A 12,007-nucleotide genomic window follows, 5' to 3' on the forward strand; every position below is an offset into this window, starting at 1 on the left:
TCGACGATACCGCGCCGCCCAACGAGGGACGGCGGCAGCGACGGAATCGGATGCGCTTTCAGTTTAGCGGAGCAAATAGTGTTTCGATTCCCGGCGCGCGTTTCACATGCCAATTAATTGCGCGTGCTGTGGGACAGCCACGACGTTGCGGAAAAGCTTGCAGACCAGGCGTGAGGAGGGCGGTAGAAAATTCCGCGCCTCCGTGTGGTCATGCCGTCGGGCTCAATGCTGATGCGGATGTTTATGAATCGGATCGACCCAGAACACTTCCTCGGGCTGCTCCACCGCATCGATATTCAGATTCACCACCACCGCCTCGTTGTCGCTGCGCACGAGTACGCATTCCAGCGGTTCATCGGTGAGCGCATTGATCTCCTGATGCGGCACATACGGCGGCACGAAGATGAAATCACCCGGCCCGGCTTCGGCCGTAAATTCCAGATGATTGCCCCATTTCATGCGCGCCTGTCCGCGCACGACGTAGATCACGCTTTCCAGCGCGCCGTGATGATGCGCGCCGGTTTTCGCGTTCGGATGAATCGTGACCGTGCCGGCCCAGATTTTCTGCGCGCCTACGCGCGCTGCGTTGATCGCCGCCGCGCGATTCATGCCGGGCGTTTGCGCGGTGTTGGTATCGAGTTGATCGCCCTTGATCACCTTGACGCCGTTCTCGCGCCAGTCGGTGTGCTCATGCTCGTGCTGATGTTCGTCGCTCATTGTCTTCGTCTCCGCCGATCCGTGGAAAAGCCGCCGTCGATCTACGCTACCTTCAATCCGGCTAAAGCCCAAAAAAAGTCCGTTGCCGCCGGTAGGCAACAACGGACTTCTTCGGTCGCCCAACTCGTCGTCGAGCCTGGCAACGTCTACTTGGACTTCGAATTCACGATGGATTCCGCGACGTTGTTCGGCGTCTCGGCATAGTGCTTGAACTCCATCGTGTACGTGGCGCGGCCTTGGGTGAGCGAGCGCAGCGTGGTCGAGTAGCCGAACATTTCAGCCAGCGGCACCTCGGCGCGCACGATCTTGCCGCCGCCGCCCGCGATGTCCTCCATACCCTGCACGATCCCGCGGCGTGACGACAAATCGCCCATCACGTTGCCCATGAAATCCTCGGGCGTTTCCACTTCCACGGCCATCATCGGTTCGAGCAACACCGGCTTGGCTTTCCTCATGCCGTCCTTGAACGCCATCGACCCAGCCATGCGGAACGCGTTTTCATTCGAGTCCACGTCGTGGTACGAGCCGAAGGTCAGCGTCACCTTGACGTCCACCACCGGATACCCTGCCAGCACGCCGGCTTTCAGCGTTTCCTGAATACCCTTGTCGACCGCCGGAATGTATTCGCGCGGCACGACGCCGCCCTTGATTGCATCGACGAATTCGTAACCCGTGCCCGGCTTCTGTGGTTCCAGCTTCAGCACCACGTGACCGTATTGGCCGCGTCCGCCCGACTGCTTGACGAACTTGCCTTCAATATCTTCGACCGGGATGCGGATCGTCTCGCGATACGCGACCTGCGGTTTGCCGACCGTCGCTTCGACGCCGAACTCGCGGCGCATCCGGTCCACCAGAATTTCCAGGTGCAGCTCGCCCATGCCCGAGATGATGGTCTGGCCGGATTCCTCGTCGGTCTGCACGCGGAACGATGGATCTTCCTGCGCCAGCCGGTTCAACGCGATACCCATCTTTTCCTGGTCGGGCTTCGTCTTCGGCTCGACCGCTTGGGAGATCACCGGTTCCGGGAAAATCATGCGTTCGAGAATGATCGGATGAGCCGGATCGCACAGCGTGTCGCCGGTCGTGGCTTCCTTCAGACCCACGGCCGCGGCAATATCGCCGGCGCGCACTTCCTTGATTTCCTGACGCTCGTTCGCGTGCATCTGGAGAATCCGGCCAAGCCGCTCCTTCTTTTCCTTGATCGCGTTGTAGACCGTATCGCCGGAATTCACCACGCCCGAATACACCCGGAAAAAGATCAACTGGCCGACAAACGGGTCCGTCATGATCTTGAAGGCGAGCGCGGAGAACGGATCTTCGTCGGTCGGATGACGTTCCGCATGATTGTCGTACTCGTCCACGCCCATGATGGCGGGCACGTCCGCCGGCGACGGCAAGTAATCGATCACCGCATCCAGCATGGCCTGCACGCCCTTGTTCTTGAAGGCGCTGCCGCAGAACATGGGGACGATCTCGCTCCTGAGCGTGCGCGCGCGGATGGCTGCCTTGATCTCGTCCTCGCTGATCGCCTCACCGCCGATGTACTTGTCCATCAGCGCTTCATTTGCGTCTGCTGCGGCCTCGATCATCTTCTCGCGCCATTCTTCGGCGGTGGCGAGCAGGTTGTCGGGGATTTCCTGGTATTCGAACAGCACGCCCTGGCTGGCTTCGTCCCAGATGATTGCTTTCATCTTGACCAGGTCGATCACGCCCTGGAAGTGTTCCTCAGCGCCCACGGGAATCTGCATAGGCACGGCGACGCCTTTCAGGCGCTCGCCAATCTGACGTTGCACGCGGAAAAAGTCGGCGCCCACGCGGTCCATCTTGTTGACGAACGCAATGCGCGGCACCTTGTATTTGTTGGCCTGGCGCCAGACCGTTTCGGATTGCGGCTGAACCCCGCCCACCGAGTCATAGACCATGCAGGCGCCGTCGAGCACGCGCATGGAGCGTTCCACTTCGATGGTGAAGTCGACGTGTCCCGGTGTATCGATGATGTTGATCCGGTGTTCCGGATAATTTCCCGCCATGCCTTTCCAGAAGGCCGTGGTGGCGGCGGAGGTGATCGTGATGCCGCGCTCCTGTTCCTGCTCCATCCAGTCCATCGTGGCCGCGCCGTTGTGAACTTCACCAATTTTGTGATTCACACCGGTATAGAAAAGAATGCGTTCGGTGGTGGTGGTCTTGCCGGCATCGATATGAGCGCTGATACCAATATTCCGATAGCGGTCGATGGGAGTCTTGCGGGGCACTTGAACCTCCTGTTGATTGGTTGGAGCTTTGTAGCCCGAACCGGACACAATGGCCCGTCCGGCGGCTCCGGAGCGAAGCTTTGTCGTGCTGGGTGCTCACTTCGCTGGTTTATTAGAATAGCGCGTCGACAGGGTCTTTGCAGGATTCTTGCCAGCTCGGCAAAAAAGATGAATCTTTGATGACGCGCGCGGTGTCCCGGGCGCCGTCCCGGGTTGAGTCCTGTGCAGTGAAAAGCAGAAAGCCGGCGTGCGCGCAAAAAGCGGACAGCCGGCTTCGGACACAACTCGCGGGACTAGCGCCGCGTGAGCGGGGGCGTGAAGAGACTAACCCCGGAGACTAACCCCGCTCGATGCATACGTTATTGCAATGCAGGTAACCCCTTGATCTGCATGCCCGGCTGAAGTCCTTTCGATGCAAACCAGCCTTTGCTCATTTCCAGTGCGAACACACCATTATTGCGCGGGCAGTGGTTGTTTTCCGTCTCGGCCTGCATTTCGTCGATATCCGTGATCGTTCCGTCCGCGCGCATGAATGCGATCGACAGCGGGATCAACGTATTTTTCATCCAGAAACAATGCACGGCTGTTTCATTGAAGACGAACAGCATGCCTTCGTTGGGCTCGAGCTTCGTGCGATACATCAGGCCTTGTTCGCGATCGGCATCGTTCGCGGCCACGGCTGCGTCGATCACATACATGCCCGCGGTGAGTTTCGTGTGCGGAAAATCGGCGGGCTTTTTCGCACCCGGCGGCATTTGTCCTGCTTCTGCAGCCAGCGGTTGAGCGTGTGCTGCCAGCGGCGCGACCGCGATCAACGAAACGAGTGGAACGGAGAACGCGACAAGCGCGCGGCGCACAAGACGCCCAAGATCAAACGATGAAACCGAACGGGGCGAGAGCCATGAAAGACGCACGGCGAAACTCCTGGTGAGATGAAGCCGGTTAGCTGAAGAATCAGTGAAGACTGGCGCATGTTACTTGAGCGCGCGCACGCCGACAAAAAGTGAGTGGACGAATACAACCCGCATCAATAACCCAACCGATCCCAAGACCCAAAGAAAAAGGCAGAAACCTTTCCAGGTGTCTGCCTTTCAATGCCGCTTTCGCGGCAGCACTGCTTGGTGTAGCGTCGCGTTACCGCGATCTATTACCAACTTACTCCGACGCGGCCGAAGCAGCTGCAGCCGAAGCTGCCTTCTTGTGCGTAGCCTTCTTGTGGGTCGACTTCTTGTGTGTCGACTTGTGAGCGGTCGAAGCAGCTGCAGGAGCCGATGCTTCCGGAGCCGAAGCTTGTGCAAATGCAGCCGTTGCGAACAGGCCAGCGACGAGAGCAGCGATCAGTTTGTTCATGTTGTGAATCCTCAGCTTTAGTTTGATTTAACCTTATGACCCGGTCGATGGAGTCATGTCGGTAAACGAGCCATCCACCTTTTGGTTGACAGGGGATTCGAACAAAACTTCGATCCCGCTGCGAGCGCTTGAACCTTACATAAAGCCTTCGTGTGCCGGCTGTGTGTTGCGGTCCTTCGCTAATGCCGGATGGCGGTTTTAAGGCATCTGCAGCGAATAACGCCGCATGGCGGAAGTCCGTTGACCTGTTTTTTTCGGAATCGTGCAGCGATGATTGTTTGGAAACCGAAATTAATTTGTAATCTCCGGGTTCCGGTGAAACTTCACGCTTAAACGATGCCATTCCATGGCGCGCGCGGCGGCAGTTCGGTTGATGCGCCCGGTGCGAGTCCGAGACTGAATATATCCAGCGCGCCGATACCCACGCGCACCAACCGCAGTGTTGGATATCCGACGGCTGCGGTCATTCGACGCACCTGCCGGTTACGTCCCTCGCTGATCGACAGTTCGATCCACGTGGTCGGAATGGCGGCGCGGTATCGGATAGGTGGGTTACGTGGCCAAAGCTGGACCACCCGTTCCACGGGTTCAACCCGCTTCACGACACACGGCTGCGTCACGAATTCCCCGAGGTCCACACCTGCCGCCAGACGCTCGAGAGCATCTGCGTCGGGCGCGCCGTCCACCTGTGCCCAATACCGTTTGACCAGCTTGTGACGGGGCTCGGCTATACGCGCCTGGAGCGCGCCATCGTCGGTGAGGAGCAGCAGGCCTTCGCTGTCCGTGTCCAGGCGGCCGGCCGGATAAACGCCGGGCGTCTTCACCCAAACGCCTAACGAAGGATGCTTCTCGTGCGGCGAAAATTGACAGATAGTGCCGAACGGTTTGTTAAGAGCAAGCAGCGGCATGGCGGGGAATCGATGAGGAGACGCAATAAGGAAACGAGGCGGCGCTCAAGCGCAGCGCGGGAATCCGGCTATGGCGGATGGCGCGATATTAATGCATAATCCGAAGCGCCATGTCTTATGTCTTATATAAGACATAAGACATGAATCGGGCAGCGGTCGATCGTAGGCACAACGGCAGCCACAATCGCGGCAATAGCATCAACGCACGGTCTTTCGGACCGCGCTTGCGTGCACCGTTTTGTTGCAACGCGGCAAGACGGGTGCCGGGCAGGCCCTGTGCACGGTGGGCTAGAATACCCTTCTGGTCGCCTCGGGCGCCGCGCCGGCATTGGCGCTGGTGGCCCGGCCACCGTTCGCTCATCCGCTTTTCGCCGAATTTCCGAACGCATTCTGCGCATTTCTGTTTTAGCTAGCTAGCCATCTTTGGAGTCGACCATGCCGTATCAGCACATCAAGGTTCCGACGGGCGGTGACAAGATCACCGTCAATGCGGATTACTCGCTCAACGTTTCCGACCAGCCGATCATCCCTTTTATCGAAGGCGATGGTACGGGTCTGGACATCACGCCGGTGATGATCAAGGTCGTGGACGCAGCGGTGGAAAAAGCCTATGCAGGCAAGAAGAAGATCCACTGGATGGAAATCTTCGCGGGCGAGAAGGCCACCAAGGTGTACGGCCCCGACGTGTGGCTGCCGGATGAAACGCTGGACGTGCTGAAGGAATATGTCGTTTCTATCAAAGGGCCGCTTACCACGCCGGTCGGCGGGGGCATCCGTTCGCTGAATGTCGCGCTGCGCCAGCAACTTGACCTGTATGTCTGCCTGCGCCCGGTGCAGTATTTCAAGGGCGTGCCGTCGCCTGTGCGCGAGCCGGAAAAGGTCAACATGGTCATCTTCCGTGAGAACTCGGAAGACATCTACGCCGGCATCGAATGGGCGGCCGAGTCGGAAGAGGCGAAGAAGGTCATCAAGTTCCTGCGCGAAGAAATGGGTGTGACGAAGATCCGCTTCCCGGAAACGTCGGGGATCGGTATCAAGCCGGTGTCGCGTGAAGGCACGGAGCGCCTGGTCCGCAAGGCGATCCAGTACGCCATCGACCACAATCGCAACACCGTCACGCTCGTGCACAAGGGCAACATCATGAAATACACGGAAGGTGCGTTCCGTGATTTCGGCTATGCGCTGGCCCAGAAGGAGTTCGGTGCGGAACTCATCGACGGCGGCCCGTGGATGAAGATCAAGAGCCCGAAGGGCGGCGACGTTGTGCTAAAGGACGTTATCGCAGATGCGTTCCTCCAGCAGATCCTGCTGCGCCCGGCCGAGTACGATGTGATCGCCACGCTGAACCTGAACGGCGATTATGTGTCGGATGCGCTGGCGGCCCAGGTTGGCGGTATTGGCATTGCGCCGGGCGCGAACATGTCGGATTCGGTGGCCATGTTCGAAGCCACGCACGGCACCGCGCCGAAATACGCGGGCAAGGACTATGTGAATCCGGGTTCGGAAATCCTGTCGGCTGAAATGATGCTGCGCCACCTCGGCTGGACTGAGGCGGCGGACGTCATCATCAAGTCGATGGAAAAGTCGATCCTGCAAAAGCGCGTGACGTATGACTTCGCGCGTTTGATGGAAGGCGCGACGCAGGTTTCATGCTCGGGCTTCGGGCAGGTTCTGATCGAAAATATGTAAGTTCGGCCAAGCTTCTTAAGGAAAGCCCCGGCGCGAGTCACTCGCCCGGGGCTTTTTCATGGGCAGCGCGAACGCGATCGGGCTACTCCGCACAACTCTGTCAAAACTTGTCGCAAGCGACTGTTTCACTGCAGCGGAGTGATACCCTCGATTTGCTGGACAACATATGTGTTTTTATACAGTTCGCCTTACGTTGGACGCGCCTATGCCTCACCAAAATTCGCACCTGACTACGTTGTTCGCCCGCTGGCTCGCGGCGGAAACCCGTGGTTTGCTTGGTGGCCTTGCCGGCGGCGTGGTCGGAGGTGTTGTGGCGTTCACGCTGATAAACCGGTTTAGTTCAACGAGCCTGGCGAGCGGTGCCGACGCAATTTCCATTGCGAACACATACATTGTCTACTCAACATTCATGATCGCGGCGGTTGCCGTTTTCCTGACCATGGCGGGTTTGATTTTCACGCAGCATTTCGCCATGGAGAAAGAACGGCACGTCGCGGACGCCTTTGCGGCATTGGTGGCCGAAATGGGCCGCACTAACGGGTGCGCGGTCGAAGTGGTGAAAGAAGTCATGAAGAACGCCGAAGTGGTCCAGCATTTTGACGATCAGGTAAAGGAAAAACTCAGGGAGGTGATGCGTGCGCAACTGGACAACGCGGACCAGCGTAAGGCACGTGCGCGCAGCGAACATGATGCGCTGACCCGTATCGCCAGCGACCTGGAAAGTGCCTAGACCGTTTGAGAGGGGAGAATATGACAATCGTTTCCGCAATACCTGTCTTGCGAACCACCGCAGCGTTGGCGGCATTTTTGATGGCCGAGCGCCATTACGACATGGTGGAGTCCGCACCCCCCATCGACGTCGACGAAATCGCGCGGTTGCTCCAGATCGAGGTGACCGAACATGCGGATCCTGGCGCTGCCAATACGATCGGCAAGATAACGCTGAGTCACGAGGGGCCGGCGAGAGTCTGGATCAATCCGGCGGAAAATGCCTATGGCCCAAGGCGTCGATTCACCCTGGCTCACGAAATAGCGCACTTTTGCATGCACAGATCCACCGATCGCCACGAATTTATCGACGACAAAAGCACTATGAATCGCAGCGAATCCTATTGGAACAGTTACGAATCCGAGGCAAACCGGTTTGCTGCGGAACTGTTGATGCCGCAACAGCTCATTGAGTCGTTGGGACGGCGCGTAATCGATGCTTACAAGGCGGAGCACAACACCGAGAAAATGCCGTTGACGCGGTTTATCGACGTGATGGCGGTTAAATTTCGTGTTTCCCATCCGGCCATGGAGTTCCGATTGAGGAATGTCGGAATTGGCAAACACAAATAGGTAAAAGGCCAGGGTGCGCCCTGCGGGTTTCCCCTCGCGATGCAAAAATAAAAAAACCCGGCGCAATGCCGGGTTTCGAGGACAGCGCGCTATCGAACGGTCAGGCAGCAGATTCCTGGATGTTCGACGCCTGTTTGCCCTTGGGTCCCTGGACGATCTCAAAGCTGACCTTCTGGCCTTCCTTGAGGGTCTTGAAACCATTCATCTGTATCGCCGAGAAATGAGCAAACAGATCCTCGCCGCCTTCATCGGGCGTGATGAATCCGTAGCCTTTCGCGTCGTTGAACCATTTGACCGTACCAGTTGACATCACTTCCCCTCTCACTCTCGTCGCTACCACGAGCACGCTCGAAAAGCTTGGCAACCCACAATGTGGATGGCCCCCTCCTCACAAGCTCACCGCGGCCTTTCTCCAACTGAAACGCTTTCGGAAAAAAGTGCCAGTTTGATTGTTTAATCTCTTAAATCACGTGTCAAGAAAATTTTGAGATGGTTGTCAAGGCGTTGTAAAGACCTCATTTCAAGGGTTTTTCCCGCTTTGCGCGTATCCCGCCGCACAAGCACGCCATCTTGAAAAGTCGCATAATCGACGCACATGAGGAGTACAGGCAACAGGCGGCTGGCACCAGCAGTCGCAGCGGGTTGCAGGAGTAGGTCGCATGAGTGATTCGAACAAGCGGATTACTCAGTCAGTCGCCGCGTGGAAGGCGTCCAAGGTGGTACCGAAGGCAGACCGCGTCCGAGTGGACAATTCGTTTTTTTGAGAGCTGTGCGATACTGGATTCAACGATGTTTCAAGAGGGTCGGCCCGTGTCACAAGGGCTGGCGGAATTCAGCAAGCGACAGGTTGCGCGAAGTGTGCGGCGACACCGTTCAGTTCTCATCGCGAACGGAGTTTTGGCGAGATGGCGAGCCTGTCCGAGTTGTTTAGAATGGGCGTATGGCGATCAATCCCAACAAGCAGGATGGCACCGTACTGGAGCGGCAGGAACAAAAGCTGAAACAGCCGTCCATGTACAAAGTGGTGCTGCTGAATGACGACTTCACGCCGATGGAATTCGTCGTGTTCGTCGTGCAGGAACATTTCAATAAAGATCGTGAGACTGCGACGCAAATCATGCTGAAGGTTCATCGCGAGGGCAGGGGAGTTTGTGGGGTCTATACGCGGGACATCGCGTCGACCAAAGTTGAGCAAGTCGTTAGCCACGCGAGGCAAGCGGGTCATCCGCTGCAGTGTGTGATGGAGGAAGCATGATTGCCCAGGAACTGGAAGTCAGTCTGCACATGGCGTTTATGGAAGCACGTCAGGCGCGGCACGAGTTCATTACGGTCGAGCATCTTTTACTGGCCTTGTTGGACAACCCGACCGCGGCTGAAGTGTTGCGCGCATGCGCAGCAAATATTGAAGATTTGCGTCAAAACCTGCGCAATTTCATTCACGACAACACCCCGACCGTGCCCGGCACGGACGATGTCGATACCCAGCCGACGCTTGGTTTTCAGCGCGTGATTCAGCGCGCGATCATGCACGTGCAATCGACATCGAATGGTAAGAAGGAAGTGACTGGCGCGAACGTGCTTGTCGCTATCTTCGGTGAAAAAGACTCGCACGCTGTCTACTACCTGCAACAGCAGGGTGTGACGCGCCTCGACGTCGTCAATTTCATCTCGCACGGCATCGCGAAGACGAATTCCGGCGATGCAGCGAAGGCCAGCAGCGACGTGAACCCGGAAGCAGAAGATGCGGCTGCGCAGAAGGAAACTCCCCTTGCGCAATTCACGCAGAACCTGAACCAGCTCGCGAAGGATGGCAAGATCGATCCGCTGATCGGCCGCGAACTGGAAGTCGAGCGCGTGGTGCAAGTGCTGTGCCGTCGCAGAAAGAACAATCCGCTGCTGGTCGGTGAAGCCGGTGTCGGTAAAACCGCCATTGCCGAAGGGCTCGCCTGGCGCATTACGCGTGGCGAAGTGCCGGATATTCTTGCGGACGCTCAGGTGTATTCGCTCGATATGGGCGCATTGCTGGCCGGTACTAAATATCGTGGCGATTTCGAGCAACGTCTCAAGACAGTGCTGAAAGAGTTGAAGGAACGCCCGCATGCGGTGCTGTTCATCGACGAAATTCACACGCTCATTGGCGCAGGTGCTGCGTCGGGCGGCACGCTGGACGCATCGAATCTGCTGAAGCCGGCATTGTCGTCGGGTCAGTTGAAGTGCATCGGCGCGACCACGTTCACGGAATATCGCGGGATCTTCGAAAAAGACGCAGCGTTGTCGCGTCGTTTCCAGAAGGTCGATGTCGCCGAACCAACGGTTGAGCAGACCATCGCGATCCTGCGCGGTCTCAAGTCGCGTTTCGAAGAGCACCACGGCGTGAAATATTCGTCGGGGGCGCTGTCCGCGGCGGCTGAATTGTCGGCACGCTTTATTACGGACCGTCATCTGCCGGACAAGGCTATCGACGTAATCGATGAAGCGGGCGCAGCTCAACGCATCCTGCCGAAGTCGAAGCAGAAGAAAACCATCGGCAAGAACGAGATCGAAGAGATCATCTCGAAGATCGCGCGCGTCCCGCCGCAAAGCGTGTCGCAGGACGATCGCAGCAAGTTGCAAACGCTGGATCGTGACCTGAAGAGCGTGGTGTTTGGTCAGGACCAGTCTATCGATGCACTCGCCGCCGCGATCAAGATGGCGCGGGCGGGTCTCGGCAAGACGGACAAGCCGATCGGCGCGTTCCTGTTCTCGGGCCCAACGGGCGTCGGCAAGACGGAAGTGGCGAAGCAACTGGCGTTCACGCTGGGTATCGAATTGCTGCGTTTCGACATGTCCGAGTATATGGAGCGTCACGCGGTCAGCCGGCTGATTGGCGCGCCGCCGGGTTATGTCGGGTTCGATCAGGGTGGTTTGCTGACCGAAGCTGTCACGAAGAAGCCGCATTGCGTGCTGTTGCTCGACGAAATCGAAAAGGCGCATCCGGACATCTACAACGTGTTGCTGCAGGTCATGGACCATGGCACGTTGACCGATAACAACGGTCGCAAGGCGGATTTCCGCAACGTCATCATCATCATGACGACGAATGCGGGTGCCGAAGCAATGCAGAAGTCGGTGATCGGATTCACGAATCGTCGGGAAACCGGCGACGAAATGGCCGATATCAAGCGGATGTTCACGCCTGAGTTCCGGAACCGTCTGGACCAGATCATCAGCTTCCGCTCGCTGGATGAGGAAATCATCATGCGCGTGGTCGACAAATTCCTGATGCAACTGGAAGATCAGTTGCATGAGAAGAAGGTCGATGCGGTCTTCACCGACGGCTTGCGCGCGCATCTGGCGAAGCACGGTTTTGACCCGCTGATGGGCGCACGTCCCATGCAGCGCCTGATCCAGGACACGATTCGTCGTGCGCTGGCGGACGAACTGCTGTTCGGCAAGTTGATGTCGGGTGGTCGCGTGACGGTGGATGTGGACGAGAACGACAAGGTCGCACTCACTTTCGACGAAAGCCCGGTGCCGCGTAATCCGAATCCGGAAGCGGTCGAGGTTGAGTGACTGATTAGCAAGCGATGACTGAAGTCAGGTGACGCACGCTTGAGGTGTGTCATCATCGGCGAGGCGGCGCGGGGAAATTTCCCGCGCCGCCTCGCTTTTTTGCGTGCGCATTTGTTGCGGATAATGACTTCAAGAGGTTGATTTGAGCTTTAAACGTGGGTCGTTCGAGACCATTGTCGAACGGGAGAAGGGGCTGCA

11 protein-coding genes are annotated in these 12,007 nt (G+C 57.8%); 5 read left to right on the forward strand and 6 right to left on the reverse strand.

Annotated elements, in window-relative coordinates; genetic code table 11:
- Positions 1 to 222: 222 nt before the first annotated feature.
- The 5 genes from ACSQ36_RS03315 to ACSQ36_RS03335 form a co-directional block, all read right to left on the reverse strand.
- Positions 223 to 717, reverse strand: a complete 495-nt coding sequence (locus ACSQ36_RS03315; RefSeq protein ID WP_436180897.1) for a cupin domain-containing protein — start codon at positions 715 to 717, stop codon at positions 223 to 225.
- Positions 718 to 863: 146 nt separating this feature from the next.
- Positions 864 to 2,969: an elongation factor G gene (gene fusA, locus ACSQ36_RS03320; protein WP_436180898.1), complete on the reverse strand. Its 2,106-nt coding sequence runs from the start codon at positions 2,967 to 2,969 to the stop codon at positions 864 to 866.
- A gap of 359 nt (positions 2,970 to 3,328) precedes the next feature.
- Positions 3,329 to 3,784, reverse strand: a complete 456-nt coding sequence (locus tag ACSQ36_RS03325) for a DUF192 domain-containing protein (protein ID WP_218627180.1) — start codon at positions 3,782 to 3,784, stop codon at positions 3,329 to 3,331.
- Positions 3,785 to 4,124: 340 nt separating this feature from the next.
- A complete protein-coding gene (locus ACSQ36_RS03330) occupies positions 4,125 to 4,319 on the reverse strand; it encodes a hypothetical protein (RefSeq protein WP_213762330.1) in 195 nt (64 codons plus the stop codon).
- A 329-nt stretch (positions 4,320 to 4,648) separates the two neighbouring features.
- On the reverse strand, positions 4,649 to 5,227 hold the full coding sequence (locus ACSQ36_RS03335) for a pseudouridine synthase (RefSeq protein ID WP_436180899.1): 579 nt from the start codon (positions 5,225 to 5,227) through the stop codon (positions 4,649 to 4,651).
- 435 nt (positions 5,228 to 5,662) lie between these two features.
- Here ACSQ36_RS03335 and icd point away from each other — a divergent pair, with 435 nt between their 5' ends.
- The 3 genes from icd to ACSQ36_RS03350 all read left to right on the forward strand — a co-directional run bounded on the left by icd (position 5,663) and on the right by ACSQ36_RS03350 (position 8,257).
- Positions 5,663 to 6,916: an NADP-dependent isocitrate dehydrogenase gene (gene icd, locus ACSQ36_RS03340; protein WP_213762332.1), complete on the forward strand. Its 1,254-nt coding sequence runs from the start codon at positions 5,663 to 5,665 to the stop codon at positions 6,914 to 6,916.
- Between the two features lie 310 nt (positions 6,917 to 7,226).
- Positions 7,227 to 7,646 (forward strand): hypothetical protein, encoded by a 420-nt coding sequence (locus tag ACSQ36_RS03345; protein WP_436180900.1) that lies wholly within the window; start codon positions 7,227 to 7,229, stop codon positions 7,644 to 7,646.
- Between the two features lie 80 nt (positions 7,647 to 7,726).
- A complete protein-coding gene (locus tag ACSQ36_RS03350; protein ID WP_436180901.1) occupies positions 7,727 to 8,257 on the forward strand; it encodes an ImmA/IrrE family metallo-endopeptidase in 531 nt (176 codons plus the stop codon).
- A 100-nt stretch (positions 8,258 to 8,357) separates the two neighbouring features.
- Here the strand turns inward: ACSQ36_RS03350 and ACSQ36_RS03355 are convergent, their stop codons facing one another.
- Positions 8,358 to 8,567: a cold-shock protein gene (locus ACSQ36_RS03355; protein ID WP_031359827.1), complete on the reverse strand. Its 210-nt coding sequence runs from the start codon at positions 8,565 to 8,567 to the stop codon at positions 8,358 to 8,360.
- Positions 8,568 to 9,197: 630 nt separating this feature from the next.
- Between ACSQ36_RS03355 and clpS the strand changes: the two genes are divergently transcribed.
- Positions 9,198 to 9,512, forward strand: a complete 315-nt coding sequence (clpS, locus tag ACSQ36_RS03360) for an ATP-dependent Clp protease adapter ClpS (RefSeq protein WP_031359828.1) — start codon at positions 9,198 to 9,200, stop codon at positions 9,510 to 9,512.
- Positions 9,509 to 11,809, forward strand: a complete 2,301-nt coding sequence (gene clpA / locus ACSQ36_RS03365) for an ATP-dependent Clp protease ATP-binding subunit ClpA (RefSeq protein ID WP_213762335.1) — start codon at positions 9,509 to 9,511, stop codon at positions 11,807 to 11,809. Before clpS ends, clpA begins: the two co-directional genes overlap by 4 nt.
- Positions 11,810 to 12,007: the final 198 nt, after the last annotated feature.

It is taken from the genome of Caballeronia sp. LjRoot34, assembly GCF_964253815.1.
In the GTDB taxonomy this organism is placed as follows: Bacteria; Pseudomonadota; Gammaproteobacteria; order Burkholderiales; family Burkholderiaceae; genus Caballeronia.